The organism is Serratia sp. Je.1.23.a (assembly GCF_051129805.1).
Classification (GTDB): domain Bacteria; phylum Pseudomonadota; class Gammaproteobacteria; order Enterobacterales; family Enterobacteriaceae; genus Serratia; species Serratia liquefaciens.
In genome coordinates this window covers 604,654-629,519 of sequence record NZ_JBCPSR010000002.1, presented here as the reverse complement: position 1 = coordinate 629,519, position 24,866 = coordinate 604,654, and the positions used below count along the sequence as shown (strand labels likewise).

Sequence of the window (24,866 nt, the reverse complement as noted above, 5' to 3'; positions counted from 1 at the left end):
GCTGATTAATCAACGCGTTTCAATAACGCCTTTTGGCGGTTAAAGGCCTGTATCTTGATTTTGCTTGTGTATAATCAACCGGGTACCCTCACGACGTGGGACGCCAGAGTCGGCCTATCGCTATCTTGGTCAGTGCTCCGCCTATCAATTCATCTTGTGGCATAAAACTGAGGTTATAAGTAGAGAATGGCTACCCTTAAAGACGTTGCACGCCATGCCGGTGTCTCTGTAACAACCGTATCTAACTTTATTAATAATAAAAAAAAGCTAAAAGATGATACCCGGCAGAGCATTCTGGAAGCCATTCAGGCTACCGGCTACCGACACAATGCCTTGGCCGCCTCACTCAAGAAAAACTCTGCCAGTTTAAAAAGCATTGGCATCATTTCGATCGTCGACCAAAACCCCTTTTTCTCCGAGCTGTTTTTCAAGCTGGAAAATGAATGCTTCAAGCAGGACTTTACCGTTATCTCCTGCTTCCGCCATGCCGATAAAGAGGATTTGCATACCTACATTAATTTAATGTCGGGCCGCGTGGACGGCATCATCCTCATATCGTTGAAGCGCGACAAAATTGATACCGTAATCAAACAGATCCATGCGGTGCCGGTGGTGGCTATCGCTTTCGATATCGGTGATGTGATGAGTTTGTGCGGGGGGACAGAGTTCAATTTACATAACGAGACTGGCGGCTATATAGCAGGACGGTTCTTGCTGTCCAAAGGGCACAAAAAAATTGCCTGTGTGACCGGGCCCAAAGCGTTAAAGACCACAACAAACCGTATCGCGGGTCTGAAAAAAGCACTGGGGGAATTTAACCTGCCTGAAGACTCCGTCGACTATATCGAAGGAAACTACACCTATCAGAGCGGCGTTGACGCCATGTATCAACTTTTCTCCTCCGCAGCGTTACCAACGGCCATTATCTGTCATAACGATTTAATGGCCATTGGCGTACAGAATGCGGCGAATGAACTGGGCTTGAAGATCCCCAGGGAGCTTTCAGTCATGGGTTACGATGATATAGAAATGTCCAAATTGTCTTTCCCGTCACTCTCCACGGTTAGAATTCCTTTGGACGACATTGCTTACCAAGCCCTGGAAGGCCTGACCATGAAAATGTCTCATTCAGGGAGTAAAGCCATAATATCAATAACACCTAGTCTGGTCGTCCGGGGATCGGTCAGTGAACCCGTCGATTTCGGAAAATGACGTTCAGAAACTAAACCGTCGCCTTCTCCACCATGGTCGCCATATAGAGGTCAAGCACCCCCTGGTGATCAACCTGAACGCAAACACGTTGCTTCGGTTTCCCGCTCCACTCATCAATCGGGTAACGTTTCCCCCCCTCTTTAAGCAGGGTATGCCCGATGGCCGGCCCTTCAGTAATCACCCGTATAGCGCCGACTTTGACGTCGAACAGCTCAGGGGCAATCGCATAGGCAATGGCCGAAGAGTCGTGCACATAAAACCCTTCCATACCCACTTCCCGTTGATGAAAGTCCGCATAAAAGCGCGTTATGCGATAAATGAACTCACCGTATCGGGCTGAATCCAGACGTAGTCGATCAATATATTCGCCAGTCATTACCGTTTGCTGAGTAACGTCCAGCCCAACGACAGTCACCGGCCAGTCAGTGGTCATCACCCTGTCGGCCGCATGCGGGTCGCCGATGATGTTGGCTTCCGCGAAGGGAGTCACATTACCCGTATGGCCGTTATGGCCAAATGCTCCGCCCATCACAATCACCTCTTTGACCAGGCCGGCAATGCTGGGATCCTTTTCAACCGCCAAAGCCAGATTGGTTAACCTGCCGACGGCGATTAAGGTAATCTCGCCCGGATGGGCTTTTACGCTATCGATAATGTAGTCATGAGCCGCTCGCTTATCGATGCCGTGATACTCCCCCGCAGGAATATCTATATCCCCCAATCCATTTAACCCATGGACAAAAGTGGTTGGCTCACCCGCCGCGACGACCAGCGGAGTATCTGCACCCATCGCAACATCTGCAGTCAGACCAAACCGCTGCTTTAGATACAGCGCATTTCTGGTGGCATTCTCGATAGTCGCATTGCCAAAAACGGTGGTAATCCCCATCAGCTCTATCTCTGAACTGGCATGTGCCAGCAGCATCGCCATGCTGTCGTCAATACCGGGATCCGTATCAAAAATGACTTTTCTCTTCATGAATATATTTCCTTTGTGGATTTGGTGTTTTCAATCTTCTCGAGTATCAGACAGGCAACAATGGCGATACAGACGGCGGTAAAGCCTAGGACGGTCATGACCATCGCGCTGGCCACCCCGAACCGATCAACGATGGCGGCAGACAAAGCCGGAGAAATCGTGCTGCCCACGGTTCCGCACGTCAGTAAAAAGGTAACCAGCACGGCCGGAGAATTTTTCACCTGTTGAGAGCCAACGGAAATGCCTAGTTTATAGACGCACGAGGTCAGGAAACCGAAGCCGAGTGTGAGGCTCAGGAAAACTTTCGGATTGGGGGTCATGCTTAAGTAAAAGGTCAGCACAATGGCGATGATAGAGACTGCCACCAGCATTTTTCGCGCCGGGATCCTGTTAACCAAGACGGCCGCGGTGATCAAACCAAACACGGATGGCCCCCAATAGTTGCCCACTGCCGCACCCGATTCCACCGCGGATAAACCAAACGTCTGCTGCAAGTAACTGGGCGACCAGGTCAGGAAAGTACTCTGAGCAAACAGGTAAACACCGAGCGCAAACCCCATTAAAACCACTCTGGGGGTCATCACCTCTTTCCAGTTAAACCTGGCGCCTGGGGTGTTTGCTTTATCGGCTTCGGCCAAATCCCCTTTCGGATATTTCAATATAAAGGTGCTGATAAACACCAGTGCGGCAATCACGCCCGCCAGTCCGTAGGCGGTAGTCCATTGCATATTGGCCGCAATGATCATTGTCGCCATCGAGGGAAAGATAAAACCGGAAGCGCTAAAGGCACAATCAGTGGCGATAAAGGCAGAAGCACGTTTGTTTTCGTTGAAAACTTTGGAGATAAGCACTGCGCCGCCCGACAAACCGGTGCCGCAACAGGTGCCCAAAACAAAAAGATAGAACGAAACAACAAACGGATTTCTGACATCCAGAAACACCAATGCGGCCAGAACAACCAGGAAAATGGCATAGGTGACGCGCAGGATGTGACGGATCTCAAATCGGGAATACACCGCCATCGAGATGAACGTTCCCAAAAGCGTGCCACCGGTCAGGTAAGAAAACATCGCCGCGGCGTCCGTGATGCCCATACCCAGATAAACAGACATCGGTTTAATAACAATGCCTATCTGAGTGAGGAGACCCGCCATCACCATATAGGTCATAAATGAGACAGACAGTAAGCTGGCTTGGTAAGAACTCATAGTTTTCCCCGAAAAGGTTTAACGTTACACCATTTCATTTTGTTTTATGTGCCGAGAAGTTGAAGTGATCGGGTTCACAATTAAGTTAAATGAGCGTTAATGTTGCGTGAAGTGAGAGAGCGATCGGCTTTTGTTCAATAAATCAGGTTTAGATGCCTATTTTACAGTCAGGCGCAGTGAGGCAGGTTTTCTCTAGCAGGACTTATAAAAGTTTATCGTTACACCTTTTAGTTTTAATAAGGCGAATTGCAGGATTAAGGCAACGCATAGCGAATTTCAGGCAGCAAAAAGGGCCGCCGAAGCGACCCTTGTCTTTAATTAACCCTAACCTGTCGGTCAGTTCATTTCCGTGGTGCCGTTAATTTTAAAGCGAATATTCACGGTACGATCTTTCGCTTCTTTGGCTTCATAACGCCACTTACGCATTGCCTGCTTCACTTCACGCTCGAACATATTGCGCGGTTCCGCAGACAGAATACGCACGTTGCTCACCCGGCCGTCGCTGTCGATATCGAACTGTACCCGTACATTGCCTTCAATCTGCAATGCTCTGGCACGCGGCGGATAAATCGGATCGACACGGCTGAGCGCCCTCGGTGCCACATCACGCGAATTACCCGCCACCGGGGCTGACGGTGCCTGCTTAACTGGCGCTTTGTCGATAGGCTTGGCCGGCTGGTTATTTTCAAACGGCGAAGGCTCACGCGGCTCAGTTTTCTGCGGTTCACGCTTGACCGTTTTTTCGACCTTCGGCTTAGGTTTTGGCTTCGGTTTGGGTTTTACCGGCTCAGGCTTCAATATCGCCTTCGGCGGCGGCTCCGGGATCGGTTCTGGTTCCGGCTCGGGTTCAGGCTCCACCTGCGGTTCTGGCTCCGGCTCGGCCGGCGCAGGAGGTGGCGGCTCCGCCATCGCGGCGGTATTGACCATCATGACGCTGATTGGCGCATCTTCAGGTTTCGGCAACTCCATCACTTCTTTGACAGAAGCATAGAGCAGACCCGCCACCAGGGCGCTATGTAAGCCAACGGACAGGACAATCGGCACGGACAAACGGCGATTAAGGAACATCTTTTTTAGCGGCATAATGATTCTGTTTCCTCTGGTTCGCCAAGTTTAAATGCAAATAGCAATCATATTCAATAACGAATGGCAAACTATCGCTCTAATCGTCGTTATTCATCGCTAAAACCTGCAAACTCATGGGGATATTAACCTTTCATTTGCCTTTTCACCGAGGCTTTTACACGCTTCATTAACCTGATTTACCGCCGCCAAGAAGCAAAAAACCCGCCGTAGCGGGTTATTCGTTATCAATGTGGCGTTATTCTTCATCGCCGTAATACAGCACGCCCAGTTTGATCAACGGCCGGCCCTGTGCTTTGCGGTGCAGGTTGGTGTCACGAAGTGAATAAACGCAACCGCAATACTCCTGTTGATAGAAGCGCTCGCGCTTGCTGATGTCGATCATCCGCGAAGCACCGCCTTTTTTACGCCAGTTGTAATCCCAGTACTCAAGATCCGGGTACTTTTCTGCCGCACGCACGCCGCAGTCGGTGATTTGCTGCATGTTCTTCCAGCGGGAGATGCCCAGCGAACTGGAAATGGTATCGTAGCCATTTTCGTGCGCATACAGCGCGGTACGTTCGAAACGCATGTCGAAGCACATGGTGCAACGGATGCCGCGCTCGGGTTCATGCTCCATCCCTTTGGCGCGAGCAAACCAGTTATCGGTATCGTAATCGGCGTCAATAATGGGTACACCATGCTGCTCGGCAAAACGGATGTTCTCGTCTTTACGCAGCAGGTATTCCTTTTGCGGATGGATGTTCGGGTTATAGAAGAAAATGGCGTACTCGATGCCGGAGGCCTGAATGGCTTCCATCACCTCACCGGAACAGGGAGCACAGCAGGAGTGCAGCAGCAGCTTGCTTTTGCCCTCAGGCAAGTTGAGTTTCTCTCTAACCAGTTCCGTCATTTCTCTACCTCACAAACCTTGTCCGATGAATCGCGCGGCCGCACTATACGAATAAACACTAGCGGCTTCAAGGCATAAGCGCCAGCCATGGCTAAATTCCAGCGGGCGGGCATTCCCTTGTCTCGTCTTTTGCGCTACTTTAAATTTACCGTTCTATAGCAATGATTTTAAAGGTGAAACATGCTTTATCTGATCTACGCGCAAGACGTCCCCAACTCCTTGGAAAACCGCCTGTCGGTACGCCCCGCGCACCTGGCGCGCCTGCAGGCACTGCGTGATGCGGGCCGTTTGGTGGTTGCCGGCCCCAACCCCGCCATCGACAGTAACGATCCGGGTAGCGCAGGTTTCAGCGGCTCCACCGTTATTGCGGAGTTCGCCTCGCTGGCAGACGCACAAGCCTGGGCTGAACAAGATCCCTACGTCGCCGCTGGCGTTTATGGTGACGTAACGGTCAAACCGTTCAAACAGGTGTTTTAGCGCGAAGACAACCCACTGAACTCCCGCTCAGTGGGTTGTGACCACAAAGCATGGCCGGCTACGCCGACGATTGGCCTTACGTATATATCTCCTTCTTGGTTTAGCCTTGACTGGCACAACGACCTTCACCTTTCACGCTATTGTGCATGATGCGATGCGCTCATAGACTCTGAGTGCTGTATATAAATACAGTAACTCCAATTTTCCCTATGAGGATCAAATGATGAACACCTGCCCTGATATTGCCACATTGAGAAGCACCGTACCTACCCTTGCCGGTGAGCTGATCGCAGTAACCGCCTATGATTCAAGCTGGAGCAGCAGTAACGGCCAACCTGCAGGCGGTGGCATCTTTGTCGCTAAAGCACAATCGACACCGGCAGACGACGGTGGCATGTTTATTCGCCCTAACTCGTCGTGGGTTTGGCTGCGTATATTGGAGGTGGCAGGTACAGTTTCACCTTATCTGTACGGTGCTAAAGGCGATGGTCTTGCTGACGATACGGATGCGATCCAAAAAGCGCATGACTATGCCAGTTCGTTGGCCAGTGCCAGTGGCTCCCGCGTGTTGAAAAACGGCAACCTAATTTTTGGCAATGGCCGTTTCAAGTGTACAAAGAAACTGATCTTTGACACCAAAACCGTCGATTATGATTTTTCCGGCGCATTGCTGGATTTCTCGGATATGGCTCGCGGCAGCCAAGATAAGCGTAATACCGCCATCGGATGGCAAAATGATGCCGGCTATGCTCAAGGCAATCTTAGTGTTAAAAATCTGCGTATGCTGGGTCCTGGGGCTGACACTTTTGTCGATGGGATGACATTTTCCACTTCGCTTTCGAAAAGTTACCCACGTAATTCTCTAACGTTCACCGGTGGTGGTCTTGAGGGGTTCGCCCATGGCCTGACAGGCACCACTAATTTCTATTTCCTACGCATGTATGCTTTTACCTTCAATCATTGTGACATCTGTTACTTCTTCCCAAACAACACTACAGACTCCGGTGAAGAGATGAACTTTCACAGCTGTGTCTTCGCGCAAAGTAACTGCGGCGTGAATCTTCAGGGAGGGTATAGCTATTTCTTCAACTGTTCCTTTGATTATATCTACGGAAAAAATGGGCAGCAGACATCGACGGACAGCCTGGGGAAATATATTCATATTGAAGGCGGACAGCACATTTTCCGCGATTGCCACGTTGAAGGCTATGGCCCACAGAATTACATCGTCAACATTCCGGATAATAAAAGCTGCAAGGTTAACTTTATTGGCGGTCTGTTCACCTTTAAAGCAGGAGGTAGCCCATCTACCTATCCCACCACGAGTAATCCATTTTATTTTGGCAACCTGGCCCGTGTCGTGTTTGAGAAGGTCAATATTGGACAGATGCAGCAGGGTGGGGATGCGAACGTCAGCGGTTGGATTGATGGCGGCGGCTCGGCATCATTACATGATACTCAATTGCCTATTGCCTGGCCCTATTTGCTGACACAGGTTCGTACCGATAGCGGTATTCAGGACAACTGGCTCGACAGCACAACCTATACCAGTGGCACTGGCAATGAGAAATGGACCGAGGAGGTTTGGGTTCTTCCGCCAGGAGGGATTAACAGCGTGCGCAAATCTCGTTACGGCTGGGGAACCGCAAACAGCACCAATTTTAGCCTCATCCGGCAGCCCGACTTTGTCTCACTGGGGCGTAACGTCTCCGCAGGCAGCGGCGTGTTTCAAGCCGTGTTAGGGACAATAAAGCTAAAAGGCTACGGCAGCGTCATTCATCATCTTCGCGCCAATACTTTCGCTGGTGATGGACAAAGCTGCCAGGTAAAAATTGTATGGGCAAAACTGAACGAATTTGGTGCACAGCAAGATAGAGAGCCCCAAATACTGCTGCAGCAGACAGGTCACTCGTACACCTTTAATTTCAGTGGCGTTGAATCTGAACTGAAAACCGTGACTATACCTGGCCAAATGCAAGGTTACACCACTCAGCCGCCCAACTTTGAACGCGCTCCTGACTGGGCAACTCATGCTTTTCTACTGATTGATGTGTCAAAAATGAAAAGTAACTTCGACCTGCGTATTACCGATGTTTATATGCGTCAGGTATAAAAACTTAACACCGACAACAGCCGCGGAGGATCGCGGCTTTTCGTTGCGGACAAAAAAAAGCCAGCACGGAGTGGCTGGCTAAAGGGTTCTTCGAGGGAATATCTTGTTCGATAAACATACTCCCTTCCCCGCTGAATTCGCCATCTATCGGTGCGATAGGCACCGCCTGTACCGCTTATTTTTACCACTGCATGGAAAACCTACAGCTGCGACCTACACTTAAGCCGTAGTCATGTTCGAACTTATCCATTCGTTCTCTACGTAATAGGAATAGTGATGAAAGCAACTAAATATCTGTTGGCTGTACTGGCATTCGCCTCCTTCTCTTCCATGGCCGCCATTGAAATCACCAAGGAAGAAGCCGCAAAACACACCGAAATTGGTCCGGTGACCATCTCACAAGATGGTGATGATACCGTGGGCATCGATCACGCAAGATTGTCTAAAGCGGTCGATGAAAAAGGCGGGAAATACTATGTGATTATCGGTCGCGAAGGGAAAACCTCCTTCGAAACCATCAATGCCGTGGCCTACAAATAACGCCTGAAGACTCAAATGGCGTATTAACGCGGCGGTGACTCGGGCCGCGTTAATCCTGATCCACTAATAATCTTCAGCGACTCTGCACATTTTGCAAAATCAATGTCTGCATATCCGCAAACATGGCATCCCACTCCGCCGGATCAATCTCCATCAAGCCAAAGTAGCGCAGCATAAATGCTCCTTCGGTGGCCAAAAACGCCAGCCGCGCACGCTTGCCTTCCTCAGTGGCTAAATCCAGTCCGGCAATCCGGCTGCGGTACCATTCACGCGTGCTGTCCAGATGCTCCGGCGTTTGGATCAGGGTCGCCATCAGCCCGGCAGCCTTGGCGCTGGAGGCCTGATCGGAGCTTCGGGTCGCCTGCAGATGCGCTTGCACACTCGTCGTGGCCGTGGGGTTTTCGCCGGCAATCTCATCGAATACTCGTTCATAGGCCTTACCCCAGCGATCGAACATCGCATCGATCATCGCGTCTTTGCTGCCGAAGCAATATTGCACGCCACCTTTTGAAATCCCCATCGCTCTGGCAACAGAATCAATGGTCAGCCCGGCGGCACCCTGCGTGGCGACAATCTCTTCCGCCACGTCCAGAACCTTGTCACGATCGATGCTGCGTTGACGTCCCATTGAGAAACCCCCTTTTCAATACATACGTATGGATATATATTACGCCAGTATACCACCCGGCAATCCTGAGTGGTGACGATCTTATAGCTACGCCCCCGCGTAGCTTGTTTTTTTGGAATAATATTATGCACGTAAACAACCGCTGGTTGATCCTGGCAATGATTTCCAGCGCGCTATTTTTGATTATTATCGACATGACGGTACTTTACACCGCTTTGCCACGGCTGACCCTGGCGCTGGATGCCAGCGCTTCGCAAAAATTATGGATCGTAAATGCCTATCCACTGGTGGTAGCGGGTTTACTGCCTGGTGCAGGCATGTTGAGCGATCGTATTGGTCATAAGCGATTGTTTATAGCCGGGTTGCCGGTGTTTGCCGTCGCCTCGCTTTGCGCGGCCTTTTCCCCGTCGGCCGAATGGCTGATCGCTGCCCGGGTATTCCTTGCGGTAGGTGCCGCGATGATGATGCCGGCTACCCTTTCCATTGTCCGTCATGTCTTTACTGATGAGCGTGAACGCGCCTTGGCCATAGGCATCTGGGCAGCGGTGGCCTCTGGCGGGGCGGCTATTGGACCGGTGGTTGGCGGCGTGCTGCTGGAATATTTCTGGTGGGGCTCGGTGTTTTTGATCAACGTCCCTGTGGTGTTGGCAGTACTGCCGTTTGCATGGCGTTTGATTCCACACTGCGGCGGCGAAAACAAAAGCCCTTACGATATCATCGGCTCGGTACAGATCATGGCCGGTCTAGTTGGTTGTATCTATGCGTTAAAGGAACTAAGCAAAGCGGCACCCTCCTTTACCGCGTTGGCGATTGCCGCCACGATCGGCGTTGTTTCGCTCTGGCTGTTCGTTCGCCGCCAACGGCGGGCACGCTATCCGATGATCGACTTCTCGTTGTTCCAGAATCGGCTGTTTGCCGGTGGCGTCGGGGTAGCGTTAGTGTCGATGATTGCGTTAGTCGGCGTAGAGCTGGTACTGACTCAACGGCTGCAGCTGGTGCTTGAACTCAGCCCTTTGCAGGCCGCGCTGTTTATTCTGCCGATCCCGCTGGCGTCAGCGCTGGCAGGCCCGTTAACCGGCTTACTGCTGCCGCGCTTCGGTGAGCGCAGCATGATACTCGGCGGATTTACTCTGACCGGCTTGGGTATCGCAGGCCTGGCTCTGCTTTACCAAAGTAGCCTGGTGTTGCAGCTGATTTGCCTGTTCATCGCCGGTTTTGGTCTTGGCGCCGTGATCACAGCAGCCTCCACCGCCATCATGCTTAACGCGCCGGAAGAGAAGTCAGGTATGGCAGCGTCGATCGAAGACGTTTCCTATGAACTGGGCGGGGTTCTGGGCATCACCTTGCTTGGCGGATTGATGACCGCCATCTATAGCCACAGCCTGGCTCTGCCTGACAGCCTGCCGGTAAGTGATATCGCCTACGACAGCATCGATGAGGCGTTGAGGCTGGCCGCCAATCTGGCAGCCGATCAGGCTGAACAGCTAAAACAGCTGGCGCGCCTGGCATTCGACCGCGCATTTATCATCGTGCTGATTGCAGCTGCTACGCTGATGGCACTGGGCGCCGGCGTGGCAAAAATGGCATTGCGCAAGTAATGGTCGAAAGCTGCTGTTGTTGTTAACGCATTCTGCTTAAACTGATTTGGCAATTTGCTTCGCGGATTTATCGATATTGGTTTTGACGATTGCATTGATGCTTTTGAACGTCTTTAACCCTGCGATAAATCCGGTTACTGTGTTTGTTATGGATATTGTGTAAATCATCGAATCAAATAATCAGGAGAAGATTATTATGGCAACGACGAAGAAAACAGCAAAAAACCATATCGGCCTGGACAGCAAACAATCGGCAAAACTCTCGGAAGCCTTGAATGCGCTGCTGGCGAATTATCAGGTGCTGTATATGAACGTACGCGGCTACCACTGGAACATTTCAGGCCCGCACTTCTTCGAGCTGCACGTCAAATTTGAAGAAACCTATAACGACCTGCTGACCAAAGTCGATGAATTGGCAGAGCGTATTTTGACCCTGGGTTCACAACCGCGTCATGCTTTTAGCGATTACCTGAAAACTTCCGACATCAAGGAAGACACCAACGTCACCGACGATAAAGGCACGCTAAGCGGTTTGTTGCACGGCTATTCGGTGCTGCTGCAACAACAGCGTGAACTGCTGACGCTGGCTGCCGATGCCGGTGATGAAGGGACTGCTTCCCTGATGAGCGACTACATCAAAGAGCAGGAAAAACAGGTGTGGATGCTTAACGCCTATCTGGGTAAATAACCCCCAGTCTCCGCTAACAAAACAGTCCCCTCAGGGACTGTTTTCGTTTTACCACTCGTATGACACCACAAACAGCAACGAACGTCGGTGCTGATCGTCCAGGCGACGCCGCACCCGAATGATATGCCGATTGCTGCATGACTGGCGTTCCAACCAGCGATGCCTGCGGCGCTGGCTCTGCCGCAACATCCGCCAGCGGCCCACTTCGTTTCTACTGCGTCTCATCGTTTCGTTACTCATTCGTCAAAAGCCAACGGCGGGCATTATAGCCCTTTCGCTGTGCGATCCAAGCCACAGTTTTTCGTATTTTACTCTGCCCCGACAACGCGGCAGTTAGCCCAAAATGTCCTTTTCGTTTACAGCAAGTGCCTTAAGACAATCATATTTTTGCAACATAAGCGCGGAGAAAAGGTTTCCCCTTTACCATTCTGTGCGTACACTCATCGTTGGTGGTTTGCGAACGGGATTTTTCGCCTTTATGACAACATTTTATACCGTAATCAGTTGGCTCATGGTGTTTGGTTACTGGCTGCTTATCGCCGGTGTGACCCTGCGTATTCTGATGAAACGCCGTGCCGTACCGTCAGCGATGGCCTGGCTGCTGGTTATCTACATTCTGCCGCTGTTTGGTATTGTGGCTTATTTATCTTTTGGCGAATTGCACCTGGGCAAACGCCGGGCCGAACGCGCCAAGGCCATGTGGCCCTCTACCGCACGCTGGCTGAGCGAATTAAAAGAGAGCCAGCGGATCTTCGCTACGGAGTACAGCGAGGTAGCCAGACCTCTGTTCCAACTTTGCGATCGCCGTCAGGGGATTGATGGTGTCAAAGGCAACCAACTTCAGCTGCTGACCACGACGGATTCAACGCTGGAAGCGCTTATCCGCGATATTGAGCTGGCTCGCCATAATATAGAGATGGTGTTTTATATCTGGCAGCCCGGCGGACTGGTGGATCAGGTCGCCGAGTCGCTGATGGCGGCCGCGCGCCGGGGCGTACACTGCCGCCTGATGCTGGATTCTGCCGGTAGCCTGCAATTCTTCCGTAGTCCCTATCCCGGCATGATGCGTAATGCCGGTATCGAAGTCGTGGAAGCACTCAAGGTCAACCTGTTCCGTGTATTCCTTCGTCGAATGGATTTGCGCCAACACCGTAAAGTGGTACTGATCGACAACTATATTGCCTACACCGGTAGCATGAACATGGTGGACCCACGCTATTTCAAACAGGACGCCGGCGTCGGCCAATGGATCGATTTGATGGCACGCATGGAGGGCCCGGTCGCCAGCACCATGGGGATCGTTTATGCCTGCGATTGGGAAATTGAAACCGGTAAACGCATCCTGCCGCCGCCGCCGGACGTCAATATCATGCCGTTCGAACAGGAAAGCGGCCACACGATCCAGGTTATCGCCTCCGGCCCCGGCTTCCCTGAAGAGATGATCCACCAGGCGCTGCTGACGGCCGTTTACTCTGCGCGCGAACAGCTGATCATGACCACGCCTTACTTTGTGCCAAGCGACGACCTGCTGCATGCTATCTGCACCGCTGCCCTGCGCGGGGTGGAGGTCAGCATTATTGTCCCACGCGACAACGACTCGACGATGGTACGCTGGGCCAGCCGCTCCTTCTTCTCCGAACTGCTGGAAGCGGGCGTGCGGATTTATCAGTTCGAAGGCGGTCTGCTGCATACCAAGAGCGTGTTGGTCGACGGTCAGCTCAGCCTTGTGGGTACGGTGAACCTGGACATGCGCAGCCTGTGGCTGAACTTCGAAATCACGCTGGTGATCGACGATGACGGTTTCGGCAGCGATCTGGCCTGTGTGCAGGATGATTATATTGCCCGATCGCAGTTGCTGAACGCCCAGGAGTGGCAGAAACGGCCGTTCTGGCATCGGATTGTCGAGCGCCTGTTCTACTTTTTCAGCCCGCTGCTATAAATGCCGTAGCGGGCATGGTTTAATAACGCCAAATCATTTGTGATCGGGATTTAATTATGGATTTGAATAACCGCCTTACTGAAGACGAAACGCTGGAACAGGCTTACGACATCTTTCTGGAACTGGCCGGCGACAATCTGGATCCGGCGGATATTCTGCTGTTCAATCTGCAGTTTGAGGAGCGCGGTGGCGCAGAACTGTATGACCCTGCGGAAGACTGGTCGGAACATGTGGATTTTGACCTGAACCCGGATTTCTTTGCCGAGGTAGTGATTGGTCTGGCAGACAGCGATGGCGAGCCAATCAACGACGTTTTTGCCCGCGTGCTGCTGTGCCGCGAGAAAGACCACAAGCTTTGCCACATCCTGTGGAAAGAGTAACCTTCTGATACTCATATAACCCTGTCGGTCATCGTGACCGGCAGGGTTGCTTACCCTCCTCAGGCCACAATCACCTGAAGATTCGCCGGGAAAACCAAGTTCTTCAGTTTCTTCTCCGGATCGCTGGTCACCAACCACGAGATATCTTTTAACTCTGCCACCAGCCCTGTCGCATGGTTATTCAACTTGTGCCCATCGGCAAGGACAATGGTTTTGTTGCTGTTTTTGATCATCTGACGGGCAATGGCGGCCTCGTTCAAATCCTGATCCATCACCCCTGCCTTTGGGCTCACCGCCCCGGCACCGATGACCGCGTAATCCGCATAGAAAGCGCTGATCCCCTGCAATGCCACCGGGCCAATGCACTCCATTTTCGACAGGCCAAACTGGCCACCAATCAGGATCAGGTTAATCGTTGAATTGTCATGGAACAGATTGGCGATCACCGGAGAATTGGTGATGACGGTAAGCTGATTAATACCGGCAATCTGCTTGGCAAACTCCAGCGTCGTAGTCCCGAAGTCGATAAACAGCGAGTCCCCGGGCTTGATCAATTCGGCCGCCTTAATGGCAATGGCCTTTTTGTCGTCTTCAGCCAATTTGGCCCGCTGATTAAATTCCAGCTCAAACCCAAACTGAGCGATAACCGCCCCACCATGGATTTTCTTGATGTGTTTCAGCTCTTCAAGCTTATTCAGATCTCTGCGAATGGTTTCCTGAGAAACATTAAAGTCATCAGCCAATTCATTGACGAACACCTGCCCACTATTTTTCAACTTATCGAGAATGATGTTCCTTCGTTCTAATGCGTTTGAGTAATCCATCTTCTGATCCATTATGCTGTTTTTAACATTATAAAAAGTGTGGGTTTGCAGGGCGTTTTATTGCTTGGTCGACAATTGTTTACCAACTCCTCACGTGAAGCAACTGCCCATTTCACTTTTCACAGGGCTAAAACCACAGCATAACCACACTGCCAGAAGCCAAAACCAAGATGTTGGTCACAATTAAATCGAAAATTGTGAGTTTGATGTTGATTTAATGTGTAGCGATGATACTAAATAATATAAACGGGCACAATGACAACATATAAACCACAAAATAGACCTGAGGGCTTTATGCTGAACCAACGCTATGCAGCCATTGACCAAGGAACAACAGGAACACGCGCCGTGGTGTTCGGCGAGGACGGAAAACATTTTTCCCCCGCCGCCATCGCGCACAAACAATTAACGCCCAATCCTGGTTGGGTTGAACATGATCCCATGGAGATCCTGCGCAATATTCGCACCTGTCTTAGCCAGTGTGGGGTGGTGGATGCCATTGGCCTGGCGCATCAGGGCGAAAGCGTCGTCGCCTGGGATGCCCAGAGCGGCCTGCCGCTCTATAACGCCATTATTTGGCAAGACCAGCGTACCGAATCCGTTATCCGTCAACTGCGCAATGAAGGTTTTGAAGAGACCATCAGGGCGAAGACCGGCTTGCCACTGGATACGTATTTTTCCGGAAGCAAGCTGGGATGGATCATGCGCAATGTGCCCGGTGCCCGTGAGCTTTCACGCCGCGGCCATTTGCGACTCGGTACGATGGACAGTTTTTTCATGTTCCACCTGTGCGGGACACACATCACCGATTACAACTCGGCTTCCCGAACCTCGTTATTCAATATTCATACCCTGCAATGGGACGAAGAACTGTGTCGGTTATTTGGCGTTCCAATCGAAGCATTGCCAAACATTCGCGACAATACCGGCCATTTTGGCGACGTGACCTATGCCGGCAATACCACGCCGCTGACAGCCTGCATTGTCGATCAGTTTGCCGGCACTTATGGTCATGGCTGCCTGCAGCCCGGTCAGATGAAAATCACTTTCGGCACCGGCGCGTTCTTGCAATCGATTACCGGTCCCAAGGTTCCCGACGCGCAAGGCTCAGGGCTGCTCCCGACATTATGCTGGAAATTACCGGGCGAGCCTCCGCTCTACGGCCTGGATGGCGGCGTCTATAACGCGGCATCAGCCATTAACTGGGCCAAAAAGATCGGCTTGTACAGCGATATCGAGGAGTTCTCCGATTTCCCGGATGAACCGGCCATCGCTCGCGGCTTGGCTTTTATCCCTGCACTCTCCGGCTTGGGTTGCCCCTATTGGGATCGCTCGGCAGCCGGATTATGGGCTGGACTGTCGCTGGAAACCGAGCGCAAAGACATGCTGCAGTCCATTCTTGAAGGGATCGCCATGCGCTCGGCCGAGGTGATCTACGCCATGGACAAAGTTCGGCCCATTGGCGACACCATTTCGGTGGACGGTGGCTTATCGGCCAACCTCTACTTTAAGCAGTTCCTTGCCAGCCTGATCCAAAAACGCATCGTTACCCCTGCCAACCGGGAAATTACCGCGCAGGGTGTCGCTTTGCTGGCTCGCAAGGGCTTAGGCAACACCCACCCGATGAACGTCAGAACACAACACGTCACCACTGAGCCTGCAGAACGCGATCTGTCTCCTTATTTTGCAAAATATAAGGACATTATTTCCCGTTCCCGCAACCTGCGCGGCGAATAAATAATAAGAAAACGGAGGCAATTATGTCTGAGATTGGCAACATCATTATCTATATCATTATGGCCGGGACCCTGCTCGGCGCCATGGCTTCGGTGATCAAACCCGAAAGCGGATTGGGCAAAGAATTCGTCAATGGTATTCATTCCATTGGCCCGGTATTTCTGGCCCAGGCCGGTATTATGGCGGCGATCCCGATTCTTTCTTACGCTATTACCTACACCGTCGGCCCTCTGTTCCAATCAATGGGATCGGATGCGTCCATTGCCGCCCTGTCGATTATCGCCGTTGATATGGGCGGCTATCAGTTGGCAGACGCGATCGCGGCTAACCGTGATCAATGGATCACAGCCATGTTGGTTGGCTACACCTCCGGTGCCAGTATCGTTTATTTAATTCCGGTCGGCCTGGTCATGCTGCAGCAAAAAGACCACAAATATCTGGCGCTGGGCGCCATGGCGGGGTTAATCAGCATTCCGTTTGGCGTGCTGATTTCATTGATGATCATCACGCTTAATAATATTCCGGTACGGGATATCATCTCCACGGCATCCCCCGCCAACCACTATTTAAGCATCGACTTCTTCAATGCCTTGCAACTGCTTTCTCCCCTGTTCGTTTTTTGCATCCTGCTGGCGTTAGGGCTGAAATACCGAACCCTATGGATGGTCAAATGCTTTCTGTTCTTTGGCAAGATTATGGATGCCTTTATCAAAATGGTGCTGGCCGCCTGTATTATTCAGCACTTCACCGGGGTCTTTAGCAAAGTCTTTGGCGGTTGGGTGTTCGATCCTCTTTTCGCCGACGAAAAAGAACTTTACCGGGCGATTGAGATTGCCGGCTATATCGGCATCATGCTGGCGGGTACCTTCCCGATTTGCTACCTGTTCCAGAAGTACTGCCAGCGCCCGATGAAGTTTATCGGCCGACAACTTCGGCTCACGGATGCCGGGGCCATTGGCATGGTCATGGTGCTGGCCAACATCATTGCCGTTTATCACCTGTTCAAAGATATGCGCGCCCGTGACAAAGTGCTGTGCGTGGCGTTTGGCATCTGTGCCCAAGCGACCTTAGGCGACCATTTGGCCTTTACCGCCAACTTCCAGCCCACCCTGGTCCTGCCGATTATGGTCGGTAAATTCCTTGCCGGTGCCATTGCCGTGACCATCGCAATCTTTATTTCCGTCCCAGAGGCGCAACGGATGGAGCAGCGCGACGCACGCGAAGAAGCGGCAGCGCAAAACGATCGGCCTACCGTTCCCCTGGCCGTTTAATTTCCCGCTTAATTCCCCAGCAGTGCCTGGTAACCAGGCACTGCTTTCTTTATGTAATCCTATGAGGTTCACCATGCGTAAGATATTCCTTGCCTGCCCCTACAGCCATGCCGATGAGAACGTGGTGCAGGAGCGATTTCTCGCCTGCAATAAAGTGGCAGCCAACATCATCGAGGCCGGTCATGCGGTTTTCAGCCAGGTCACCATGTCGCACCCAATTAATTTGCAGTTGCAAAACACCGATAAAGCAGAAATTGGCAAAATGTGGGCGCCGGTGGATGCGCTGTTTTTAGCCATGATGGAAGAGTTGATTATTTTGGACCTTCCCGGTTGGGATCAAAGCGCAGGCATTAAACGAGAGATTGAGTTCTATCAATCGCGCAATCAACGCGTAAGTCTGTGGTCAGAGGTTGAACACGAATTCAAATAGCTTTCTGGGCATCAGAATAAACTAAGCCTGCATATGCAGGCTTTTTCATTGTGCTAAGTGGGAAAAACCCCTATCGGGCGATAACGGTCAAGTGACTGTTCGGTGTGAGACCGGAAATATCGATATTTTTAAGAAGAATGCGACGTTCAGGCAAGCAGCGGTGCTTTCCGCGGTAAAGCTCTTTTTCACCGTCGCGTACGATGATTTCGCCTTTATGGTAACGGTTAACACGGACATTGAGCGTGACGCGATCGGCGGCCGGTGCTGATACGGAAACCCGATTTGGCGCAGCAAGACGGAATACCTCGTCCAGTTGAATAGGAATCTCAAATCGCACGGCGTCATCCTGTTGCAGAGATCGGGCAACTTGCCGACCTACGCACAACCCTTCCTGGTAACACTGATCGCCCATATCGGCGGGGTGCGTCATATTACCTGCAACATAATAGGCCGGATCGGAACAGCGACCGTGCTGGTCGAACCATGGGCGGCCAGTCTCAGGCTCATAGGCCAAATGGCTGTTACGGATCAGCGTATACTCGCCGGTAAAGCGGCCGGTAAAAATAATGCTGTCGCAGGCCAATTGTTGTGAGCTGCCGTCCGCGGCGGTAAATTCGATACTTTCCACCCGCTCGCCGCCATTGATTTGAGTGATATGCGCACCCAGATAGAGCTTAACGCCCATAAGGCGGGCATATAACGCAGCCACGCGAAACGCCGTTGGCCGGGGGTTTTCATCAATCAGAGCCAGCGCCTTGATGCCCGCATTGCGCAGCGTCCAGATAGTGGAAAAGCTGACCAGCTCAGACCCGACGATCACCGGCTTAATGCCCGGCTTGAGTTTTTTCAGATAGATAAACTGCTGTAACGCCCCTGCGGTCAGAACACCCTGCGGCCTTACGCCGCTGACCAGCCTGGCATGGCGTGGCGTTTCGCGCACGCCCGTGGCAATAATCACGCGTTTGGCACGCAGGGTTTCAAGGCCCCGATCGTCAGAGATGATTACCTCGCCCCCGGGCTTGATATTTATCACCGTGGTGCCGGTTCTGATTTCACAATTGTTTTGCACCAGATTCAAAATGCGCTTGGCCCAGAGGTGCCCTTTCATCGGCCGGTAGAACGTCTGCATGCCGAACGTAGGGTGACGGCAATGGCGCGGTACGCCACCCGCCTGTTTTTCTCTTTCCAACAGCAGAACGCGGTTTACGCCTTCATCCCATAAAGCGCGGGCGGCGGCCAAACCGGCCGGCCCGGCGCCAATAATAATCACGTCATATGACTGACTCATTCCACCCTCCCAACGACCAGCGTGTTGTCCAGACGATCGCCCACGATTTCGGCAACCTGATTACTGCAGAAAAAGCCGTTGCAGCGTCCCATCATGACGCGGGTACGGCGACGCAAACCACCGATACATTCAGGCGGCACCGCCGAGTGGAATGCCGCCTCCAGCTCACGCCGCGTGACCAATTCGCAGTGACAGACAATGCCGCCATTGCCCGAACAGGCATAATCACGCGGCTGATAATCAGACAGCATCGGCATCACCGGCCACTGGAGTTCAGCAGGCGGTTGATCGGTAAAGAGCGGATTAAAATGGTCGCGATAAAGTGTTTCTACATGAGCGGCAATCCCCAACGCAGCCGTCAGCCCGGTGGAACGGATCCCGCCCACGCTGATCCAATTTTCCTGCGGATAGTGATAAATTCGGTACTCTTTCTTTTCCGTTGCCGGCCGTAGCCCGGCGTAGGTGGCGGTCACGCCGTATTGCGTCAAAGTCGGCAACATCCGGCTGCCTTTTTCAATCAGCCCTTTGAGCACCGATTCATCGACATCGGCCCGGTTACGGTCGGTTTGCTCTTCAGCCGTCGGCCCCAGGATCATATTGCCGAAAATGGTTCGACACAGCAGAACGCCTTTGGTGGTGGGTGTCGGAACCGGCAGGATGATGGCATTGATATCCGCCGCGGCGGCTTTGTCATAGACCAGAAACTGCCCTTTCCTTGGGCGGATTTCATAATCTGGTTTCCGCCACAGGCCATCGATTAAATCGCCATGGTTACCCGCACAGTTGATCACCAACTTAGTACGCACGCTGCCTTGGCTAGTCTGCAATAACCAACCATGCTCATCGCGCGTCGCCTTGGTCACTTCACAGTTAAAACGGTAAGCCCCACCGTGCATCACGGCCTGCGTAACGTAAGCGAGCGGCGCACTCCAGGGATCGATGACATATTCACCGGGGACTAATACCCCACCCAGCACGCCCTCCGCTAATTTTGGCTCTCTCTGGTAAACTTCGGCGGCAGAAATCTGCGCCACGTCTGTCACCCCATTTTCATGTGCCTGTTTCACTATGCCAGGCAGCGCCGCGAGTTGTTCTTCGTTCCAGGCCACCACGATGGCCGTGGTCTGCAATAGCGGAAGGTTCATCTTTTCTCTGATCGCCAAATACTCGTCGTAACCCGCCTGCATGCATTGCAGCTCCAGGCTTCCCGTTGGCGCATCAAAACCGGTATGGAGGATCGCGCTGTTGGCCTTGCTGGCGCCGGACAAGATATCGCCGCCACGCTCCAGCAATAACGTTTTCGCGCCCATCAGGGTGAAACGTCGGAAAACGGCACATCCCACTACGCCGCCTCCGATAACTACCACATCAACATTTTCATTTAGCTGTGTCATACGCGTTTTCTCACCACGAAACATGTGATAATAAAACCACACAAACCACACCATTACAACATAAAAGCCACACTTTAAAATCGCAAAGGGGACAGCGAAAATCATAGAAAAATAGAATTACCCATTGAATTTTATTTATTATTTTAAATAAATACGATGAACTTCATTTTTAGCCGCGTGAGTTATTTGTGGTTTTTGTTGGTTTTACCTTGTGGCGGAAATGCCATAAAAAAAGGGTTCATGCAAACATGAACCCTTCAGGCAACAAAATGGAATGAAATGGCCGTTTACAGCGGATCGACCTTCAGACAGGACACGGCATGGCGGAAGCTGCCTTCCAGCAGCGGACGCGTCTTGGCACATTCCGGCCCGGCGATCGGGCAGCGGGTGCGGAACACGCAGCCAGATGGCGGGTTGATCGGCGAAGGCAGTTCCCCTTCCAGTAACTGGATCTGCTTTTCCTTCTCCTTGTCCGGATCTGGGATCGGCACCGCCGACATCAACGCTTTGGTGTAAGGATGCTGTGGATTGTGGTACACCTCATCATACGTACCCAGCTCCACCGCATGGCCCAGATACATCACCAACACACGGTCGGAGATGTGTTTGACCACCGCCAGATCGTGGGCGATAAAGATCAGCGACAGGCCCATTTCACGCTGCAGTTGCTGCAGCAGGTTCACCACCTGCGCCTGAATCGACACGTCTAACGCCGAGACCGGCTCATCGCAGATCACCAACTTAGGTTCGAGGATCAAGGCGCGTGCAATCCCGATACGTTGGCACTGACCGCCAGAGAACTCGTGCGGATAGCGGTTGATCAGGTTAGGCAACAGACCAACCTTCAGCATCATCGCCTTTACCTTGTCTTTCACTTCCTGACGCGGCATTTTTGGGTAATAGGTACGCAGCGGTTCCGCGATAATTTCACCGATGGTCATGCGTGGGTTCAGCGAAGCCAGTGGATCCTGGAAGATCATCTGGATATCACTGCGGGTTTTGCGCCAGTCGACGTCACTCATGCCAAGCAGGTCTTTACCCAACCAGGCCACGCGGCCGCTGGTAGCCTTCACCAGGCCGATAATGGCGCGGGCGAACGTCGATTTTCCACAGCCGGACTCGCCCACCACGCCCAGGGTTTCCCCTTCGAACAGGCGCAGCGTCACACCGTCAACGGCCTTGAGCGTTTTTGGCGGCTGCCAGAACCACTGTTTGTCATCATGAATGTCGAAGTGCACTTTCAAATCGGCCACTTCGAGCAGCACTTTCTTGTCGGTTACCGCAGTCATACCAACGCCTCCACCGGTTTAAAGCAGGCGCGCAGGCGCCCTTCACCAAACTGCTCCAATGGCGGAGCGCTCGAACATTGCGCCATCGCGTACGCACAACGCGGTTGGAACGGACAGCCCTTCGGCAGGCGCAGCAGGTTCGGCGGGTTGCCGGGGATGGTCATCAGCGCCTCGCCTTCGGCGTCCAGACGCGGTACCGCATTCAGCAAACCAATGGAATAAGGATGGCTCGGGTGATAGAACACATCCCGTGCGCTACCGTATTCCATGGTACGCCCGGCATACATCACCAAGACCTTATTACAGATACCGGCCACAACGCCCAGGTCGTGGGTGATCATGATGATCGCGGTATTGAACTCGCGCTTCAGCTCGTTCAGCAACGTCATGATCTGTGCCTGCACCGTCACATCCAATGCGGTGGTCGGCTCATCGGCAATCAGCAGCTTGGGCCGGCACAGCAGTGCCATGGCGATCATCACGCGCTGGCGCATGCCGCCGGAAAACTCATGCGGGTACATGCGCATGCGCTTGCGCGCTTCCGGCATTTTGACCGCATCTAACATGCGAACCGACTCTTCGAAAGCTTCGCTTTTGCTCATGTTTTTATGCAGCATCAGCACTTCCATCAGCTGCTCACCAACGCGCATATAAGGGTTGAGCGAGGTCATCGGGTCCTGGAAAATCATCGAAATTTCTTCTGCCCGCAGCTTGTTGAGCTGTTTTTCCGGCAGGTTGAGGATTTCACGACCGTTAAATTTGGCCGAACCGCCAATGCGGCCATTGCTGGCCAGCAGTCCCATCAACGCGAAGGCGGTCTGGGATTTGCCGGAACCGGATTCGCCCACGATACCCAGCGTTTCACCGGCGCGCAGATCAAAATTCAGATCGTTCACTGCCGTCACGTCACCGTCCGGGGTGCCGAAGGTCACGCGCAGATCTTTTACATCCAGCAACAGCGACGACTTCACGCTGCCGGCGGTTTGCAACTGCGGATTTTCAATGGTGCTCATGATTGCACTCCTTAACGATCTTTCGGGTCGAGGGCGTCACGCAGGCCATCGCCGATAAAGTTGAAACAAAACAGAGTGACAACCAGGAAACCCGCCGGGAACAGCAGCAACCACGGTGAAACTTCCATCGAGTTGGCGCCATCGCTCAGCAATGCACCCCAGCTGCTTAACGGCTCTTGCGTACCCAGCCCCAGGAAGCTGAGGAAAGATTCGAACAAGATCATGCTCGGTACCAGCAGTGAGGCGTAAACCACCACCACACCCAGCACGTTCGGCACGATATGGCGCAGCACGATGTTGCGGCTCGAAACCCCACACACCAACGCCGCTTCGATAAATTCTTTACGCTTCAGGCTCAGAGTTTGGCCACGCACGATACGCGCCATATCCAGCCACGACACCATGCCGATAGCGACAAAGATCAGCAGGATATTCTGCCCGAAGAAGGTCACCAGCAGGATCACGAAGAACATGAACGGGAAGGAGTTGAGGATCTCCAGCAGACGCATCATCACCGAGTCGATTTTACCGCCCAGGTAACCCGACATTGCGCCATACAGGGTGCCAACAATCACCGCCACCAGCGCAGCCGACACGCCAACCATCAGCGAGATACGCCCGCCAATTGCCACGCGCACCAGCAGATCGCGCCCCGATGAGTCCGTGCCGAAGTAGTGCGCAGATTCGAGACTTGGTGCGGCCGACATCATCGCCCAATCGGTATCGTCATAGGCAAACTGCGACAGCCACGGCGCCGCAATCACAAACAGAGTAATCAAAGCCAATACGAACAGGCTGCTGAGCGCCGCCCGGTTGTGCACAAAGCGGCGACGGGCATCCTGCCACAGGCTGCGTCCTTCCACTTCGAGCTTCTCGCTGAAGTTCTCCAGAGCCTCGCTGTTCTTTTTCGTCAACATCATTTGCGTGCTCCAGCTTAATAACGAATTTTTGGATCGATAACGGCGTACAGCACGTCCACGATCGCGTTAAACAGGATAGTCAGAGCGCCAACCAGAATGGTCAGACTCAATACCAAAGAGTAGTCGCGGTTAAGCGCGCCGTTAACAAACAGCTGGCCGATACCCGGCAGGCCGTAAATGGTTTCGATAACCATTGACCCCGTGATGATGCCGACAAACGCCGGGCCCATATAGGAAAGCACGGGCAATAACGCAGGCTTCAACGCATGGCGCAATATAATGCGGCGCATAGGCAAACCCTTGGCGCGCGCGGTACGGATAAAGTTTGAATGCAGCACTTCAATCATCGAGCCACGCGTGATACGGGCGATACTGGCGATATAGGCCAACGACAGCGCCACCATTGGCAAGATGATAAATTTCGGCGCCCCGCCGTTCCAGCCCCCACCCGGCAGCCATTTCAGCGTGATGGCAAAGATCAGTACCAGTAACGGCGCCACCACGAAACTGGGGATCACCACCCCGGTCATGGCAAAACCCATCACCGTATAGTCCCATTTGGTATTTTGATTCAGCGCAGCCACCACACCGGCGCTAACCCCCAGGATCACCGCCAGCAAAAATGCGGCCAGACCCAGTTTGGCAGAGACCGGGAATGAAGCAGCCACCAGATCGTTGACCGAATAATCTTTATATTTGAATGAAGGGCCAAAATCGCCCTGCGACAGCTGGGCCAGATAATGGCCGTACTGTTTCCAGATAGGATCGTTCAAATGATATTTGGCTTCGATGTTGGCCATCACTTCCGGCGGCAACGCGCGTTCGCCGGTAAATGGACTGCCGGGCGCCAGGCGCATCATAAAGAAGGAGATGGTGATCAGAATAAATAGCGTCGGGATCGCTTCCAATAAGCGACGAAATATAAATTTAAGCATTGCCCTAACCCTGTGTTGCAGCCTGATA

The 24,866-nt window shown here is 52.6% G+C and carries 24 protein-coding genes; 11 read left to right on the top strand and 13 right to left on the bottom strand.

All coding sequences use genetic code 11. The annotated features are described in order from the left end of the window. The first annotated feature begins 186 nt into the window (after positions 1-186). On the top strand, positions 187-1,212 hold the full coding sequence (locus AAZT04_RS10775; protein WP_434679991.1) for a LacI family DNA-binding transcriptional regulator: 1,026 nt from the start codon (positions 187-189) through the stop codon (positions 1,210-1,212). 10 nt (positions 1,213-1,222) lie between these two features. On the opposite strand, the gene AAZT04_RS10770 is transcribed toward AAZT04_RS10775, so the two are convergent. From AAZT04_RS10770 to AAZT04_RS10755, 4 genes are all read right to left on the bottom strand, one after another. Further along, positions 1,223-2,191 (bottom strand): nucleoside hydrolase, encoded by a 969-nt coding sequence (locus AAZT04_RS10770; RefSeq protein ID WP_129982756.1) that lies wholly within the window; start codon positions 2,189-2,191, stop codon positions 1,223-1,225. After that, entirely contained in the window at positions 2,188-3,399 is a 1,212-nt protein-coding gene (gene tsgA / locus AAZT04_RS10765) for an MFS transporter TsgA (RefSeq protein ID WP_149573162.1), read from the bottom strand. The genes AAZT04_RS10770 and tsgA overlap by 4 nt, the downstream gene beginning before the upstream one ends. Positions 3,400-3,735: 336 nt before the next feature. Next, a complete protein-coding gene (gene tonB, locus AAZT04_RS10760; RefSeq protein WP_020827167.1) occupies positions 3,736-4,482 on the bottom strand; it encodes a TonB system transport protein TonB in 747 nt (248 codons plus the stop codon). Between the two features lie 238 nt (positions 4,483-4,720). Next, positions 4,721-5,374, bottom strand: coding sequence for an epoxyqueuosine reductase QueH (locus tag AAZT04_RS10755; protein WP_020827168.1), 654 nt, complete (start codon positions 5,372-5,374; stop codon positions 4,721-4,723). A gap of 180 nt (positions 5,375-5,554) precedes the next feature. Here AAZT04_RS10755 and AAZT04_RS10750 point away from each other — a divergent pair, with 180 nt between their 5' ends. The 3 genes from AAZT04_RS10750 (at position 5,555) to AAZT04_RS10740 (ending at position 8,504) form a co-directional block, all read left to right on the top strand. Next, positions 5,555-5,851 (top strand): YciI family protein, encoded by a 297-nt coding sequence (locus AAZT04_RS10750; protein ID WP_020827169.1) that lies wholly within the window; start codon positions 5,555-5,557, stop codon positions 5,849-5,851. 220 nt (positions 5,852-6,071) lie between these two features. Then, positions 6,072-7,964, top strand: coding sequence for a hypothetical protein (locus tag AAZT04_RS10745; RefSeq protein WP_434679987.1), 1,893 nt, complete (start codon positions 6,072-6,074; stop codon positions 7,962-7,964). A 276-nt stretch (positions 7,965-8,240) separates the two neighbouring features. Continuing rightward, complete coding sequence (locus tag AAZT04_RS10740; RefSeq protein WP_048758642.1) at positions 8,241-8,504, top strand: DUF1471 domain-containing protein; 264 nt, start codon at positions 8,241-8,243, stop codon at positions 8,502-8,504. A 73-nt stretch (positions 8,505-8,577) separates the two neighbouring features. Here AAZT04_RS10740 and AAZT04_RS10735 read toward each other — a convergent pair whose 3' ends face one another. Further along, the gene (locus AAZT04_RS10735; RefSeq protein WP_197821025.1) at positions 8,578-9,132 is read right to left on the bottom strand and encodes a TetR/AcrR family transcriptional regulator; all 555 of its coding nucleotides are present in this window, start codon (positions 9,130-9,132) and stop codon (positions 8,578-8,580) included. 125 nt (positions 9,133-9,257) lie between these two features. Between AAZT04_RS10735 and AAZT04_RS10730 the strand changes: the two genes are divergently transcribed. Beyond that, positions 9,258-10,730, top strand: coding sequence for an MFS transporter (locus tag AAZT04_RS10730; RefSeq protein ID WP_197821026.1), 1,473 nt, complete (start codon positions 9,258-9,260; stop codon positions 10,728-10,730). Positions 10,731-10,926: 196 nt separating this feature from the next. Then, positions 10,927-11,418: a Dps family protein gene (locus tag AAZT04_RS10725; RefSeq protein WP_116690344.1), complete on the top strand. Its 492-nt coding sequence runs from the start codon at positions 10,927-10,929 to the stop codon at positions 11,416-11,418. A 48-nt stretch (positions 11,419-11,466) separates the two neighbouring features. On the opposite strand, the gene AAZT04_RS10720 is transcribed toward AAZT04_RS10725, so the two are convergent. After that, the gene (locus AAZT04_RS10720) at positions 11,467-11,643 is read right to left on the bottom strand and encodes a YciY family protein (protein WP_071827036.1); all 177 of its coding nucleotides are present in this window, start codon (positions 11,641-11,643) and stop codon (positions 11,467-11,469) included. 253 nt (positions 11,644-11,896) lie between these two features. Here AAZT04_RS10720 and cls point away from each other — a divergent pair, with 253 nt between their 5' ends. Both cls and AAZT04_RS10710 read left to right on the top strand, forming a co-directional pair. Further along, on the top strand, positions 11,897-13,357 hold the full coding sequence (gene cls / locus AAZT04_RS10715; RefSeq protein WP_041414608.1) for a cardiolipin synthase: 1,461 nt from the start codon (positions 11,897-11,899) through the stop codon (positions 13,355-13,357). A gap of 56 nt (positions 13,358-13,413) precedes the next feature. Then, positions 13,414-13,737: an HI1450 family dsDNA-mimic protein gene (locus AAZT04_RS10710; protein WP_004945300.1), complete on the top strand. Its 324-nt coding sequence runs from the start codon at positions 13,414-13,416 to the stop codon at positions 13,735-13,737. A gap of 59 nt (positions 13,738-13,796) precedes the next feature. Here AAZT04_RS10710 and AAZT04_RS10705 read toward each other — a convergent pair whose 3' ends face one another. Continuing rightward, on the bottom strand, positions 13,797-14,561 hold the full coding sequence (locus AAZT04_RS10705) for a DeoR/GlpR family DNA-binding transcription regulator (RefSeq protein WP_020827176.1): 765 nt from the start codon (positions 14,559-14,561) through the stop codon (positions 13,797-13,799). 294 nt (positions 14,562-14,855) lie between these two features. On the opposite strand from AAZT04_RS10705, the gene AAZT04_RS10700 reads away from it, so the two are divergent. The 3 genes from AAZT04_RS10700 (at position 14,856) to AAZT04_RS10690 (ending at position 17,999) form a co-directional block, all read left to right on the top strand. Further along, complete coding sequence (locus tag AAZT04_RS10700) at positions 14,856-16,298, top strand: glycerol kinase (protein ID WP_334648142.1); 1,443 nt, start codon at positions 14,856-14,858, stop codon at positions 16,296-16,298. Positions 16,299-16,321: 23 nt separating this feature from the next. Next, positions 16,322-17,569, top strand: a complete 1,248-nt coding sequence (gene eutH / locus AAZT04_RS10695; protein ID WP_020827178.1) for an ethanolamine utilization protein EutH — start codon at positions 16,322-16,324, stop codon at positions 17,567-17,569. 73 nt (positions 17,570-17,642) lie between these two features. Then, a complete protein-coding gene (locus tag AAZT04_RS10690) occupies positions 17,643-17,999 on the top strand; it encodes a DUF1937 family protein (protein WP_128864684.1) in 357 nt (118 codons plus the stop codon). A 70-nt stretch (positions 18,000-18,069) separates the two neighbouring features. Here AAZT04_RS10690 and AAZT04_RS10685 read toward each other — a convergent pair whose 3' ends face one another. The 6 genes from AAZT04_RS10685 to oppB form a co-directional block, all read right to left on the bottom strand. Next, positions 18,070-19,287, bottom strand: a complete 1,218-nt coding sequence (locus AAZT04_RS10685; RefSeq protein WP_434679981.1) for an FAD-dependent oxidoreductase — start codon at positions 19,285-19,287, stop codon at positions 18,070-18,072. After that, complete coding sequence (locus tag AAZT04_RS10680) at positions 19,284-20,681, bottom strand: NAD(P)/FAD-dependent oxidoreductase (protein WP_048758684.1); 1,398 nt, start codon at positions 20,679-20,681, stop codon at positions 19,284-19,286. Before AAZT04_RS10680 ends, AAZT04_RS10685 begins: the two co-directional genes overlap by 4 nt. A 287-nt stretch (positions 20,682-20,968) precedes the next feature. Continuing rightward, positions 20,969-21,970, bottom strand: coding sequence for a murein tripeptide/oligopeptide ABC transporter ATP binding protein OppF (gene oppF / locus AAZT04_RS10675; RefSeq protein ID WP_020827182.1), 1,002 nt, complete (start codon positions 21,968-21,970; stop codon positions 20,969-20,971). Continuing rightward, complete coding sequence (locus AAZT04_RS10670; protein WP_020827183.1) at positions 21,967-22,983, bottom strand: ABC transporter ATP-binding protein; 1,017 nt, start codon at positions 22,981-22,983, stop codon at positions 21,967-21,969. Before AAZT04_RS10670 ends, oppF begins: the two co-directional genes overlap by 4 nt. An 11-nt stretch (positions 22,984-22,994) precedes the next feature. Further along, positions 22,995-23,903, bottom strand: coding sequence for an oligopeptide ABC transporter permease OppC (gene oppC / locus AAZT04_RS10665; protein ID WP_020827184.1), 909 nt, complete (start codon positions 23,901-23,903; stop codon positions 22,995-22,997). A gap of 14 nt (positions 23,904-23,917) precedes the next feature. Next, the gene (gene oppB / locus AAZT04_RS10660; RefSeq protein WP_020827185.1) at positions 23,918-24,838 is read right to left on the bottom strand and encodes an oligopeptide ABC transporter permease OppB; all 921 of its coding nucleotides are present in this window, start codon (positions 24,836-24,838) and stop codon (positions 23,918-23,920) included. Positions 24,839-24,866 lie beyond the last annotated feature (28 nt).

Coding starts and splice junctions, on each gene's coding strand:
- AAZT04_RS10670 (WP_020827183.1), bottom strand. CDS start 22,983: ATGAGCACCATTGAAAATCCGCAGTTGCAAACCGCCGGCAGCGTGAAG.
- AAZT04_RS10710 (WP_004945300.1), top strand. CDS start 13,414: ATGGATTTGAATAACCGCCTTACTGAAGACGAAACGCTGGAACAGGCT.
- AAZT04_RS10700 (WP_334648142.1), top strand. CDS start 14,856: ATGCTGAACCAACGCTATGCAGCCATTGACCAAGGAACAACAGGAACA.
- AAZT04_RS10690 (WP_128864684.1), top strand. CDS start 17,643: ATGCGTAAGATATTCCTTGCCTGCCCCTACAGCCATGCCGATGAGAAC.
- AAZT04_RS10755 (WP_020827168.1), bottom strand. CDS start 5,374: ATGACGGAACTGGTTAGAGAGAAACTCAACTTGCCTGAGGGCAAAAGC.
- AAZT04_RS10770 (WP_129982756.1), bottom strand. CDS start 2,191: ATGAAGAGAAAAGTCATTTTTGATACGGATCCCGGTATTGACGACAGC.
- tonB (WP_020827167.1), bottom strand. CDS start 4,482: ATGCCGCTAAAAAAGATGTTCCTTAATCGCCGTTTGTCCGTGCCGATT.
- AAZT04_RS10725 (WP_116690344.1), top strand. CDS start 10,927: ATGGCAACGACGAAGAAAACAGCAAAAAACCATATCGGCCTGGACAGC.
- AAZT04_RS10750 (WP_020827169.1), top strand. CDS start 5,555: ATGCTTTATCTGATCTACGCGCAAGACGTCCCCAACTCCTTGGAAAAC.
- AAZT04_RS10745 (WP_434679987.1), top strand. CDS start 6,072: ATGATGAACACCTGCCCTGATATTGCCACATTGAGAAGCACCGTACCT.
- eutH (WP_020827178.1), top strand. CDS start 16,322: ATGTCTGAGATTGGCAACATCATTATCTATATCATTATGGCCGGGACC.
- AAZT04_RS10680 (WP_048758684.1), bottom strand. CDS start 20,681: ATGACACAGCTAAATGAAAATGTTGATGTGGTAGTTATCGGAGGCGGC.
- AAZT04_RS10685 (WP_434679981.1), bottom strand. CDS start 19,287: ATGAGTCAGTCATATGACGTGATTATTATTGGCGCCGGGCCGGCCGGT.
- oppF (WP_020827182.1), bottom strand. CDS start 21,970: ATGACTGCGGTAACCGACAAGAAAGTGCTGCTCGAAGTGGCCGATTTG.
- AAZT04_RS10740 (WP_048758642.1), top strand. CDS start 8,241: ATGAAAGCAACTAAATATCTGTTGGCTGTACTGGCATTCGCCTCCTTC.
- oppC (WP_020827184.1), bottom strand. CDS start 23,903: ATGATGTTGACGAAAAAGAACAGCGAGGCTCTGGAGAACTTCAGCGAG.
- AAZT04_RS10705 (WP_020827176.1), bottom strand. CDS start 14,561: ATGGATTACTCAAACGCATTAGAACGAAGGAACATCATTCTCGATAAG.
- cls (WP_041414608.1), top strand. CDS start 11,897: ATGACAACATTTTATACCGTAATCAGTTGGCTCATGGTGTTTGGTTAC.
- AAZT04_RS10775 (WP_434679991.1), top strand. CDS start 187: ATGGCTACCCTTAAAGACGTTGCACGCCATGCCGGTGTCTCTGTAACA.
- AAZT04_RS10730 (WP_197821026.1), top strand. CDS start 9,258: ATGCACGTAAACAACCGCTGGTTGATCCTGGCAATGATTTCCAGCGCG.
- oppB (WP_020827185.1), bottom strand. CDS start 24,838: ATGCTTAAATTTATATTTCGTCGCTTATTGGAAGCGATCCCGACGCTA.
- AAZT04_RS10735 (WP_197821025.1), bottom strand. CDS start 9,132: ATGGGACGTCAACGCAGCATCGATCGTGACAAGGTTCTGGACGTGGCG.
- AAZT04_RS10720 (WP_071827036.1), bottom strand. CDS start 11,643: ATGAGACGCAGTAGAAACGAAGTGGGCCGCTGGCGGATGTTGCGGCAG.
- tsgA (WP_149573162.1), bottom strand. CDS start 3,399: ATGAGTTCTTACCAAGCCAGCTTACTGTCTGTCTCATTTATGACCTAT.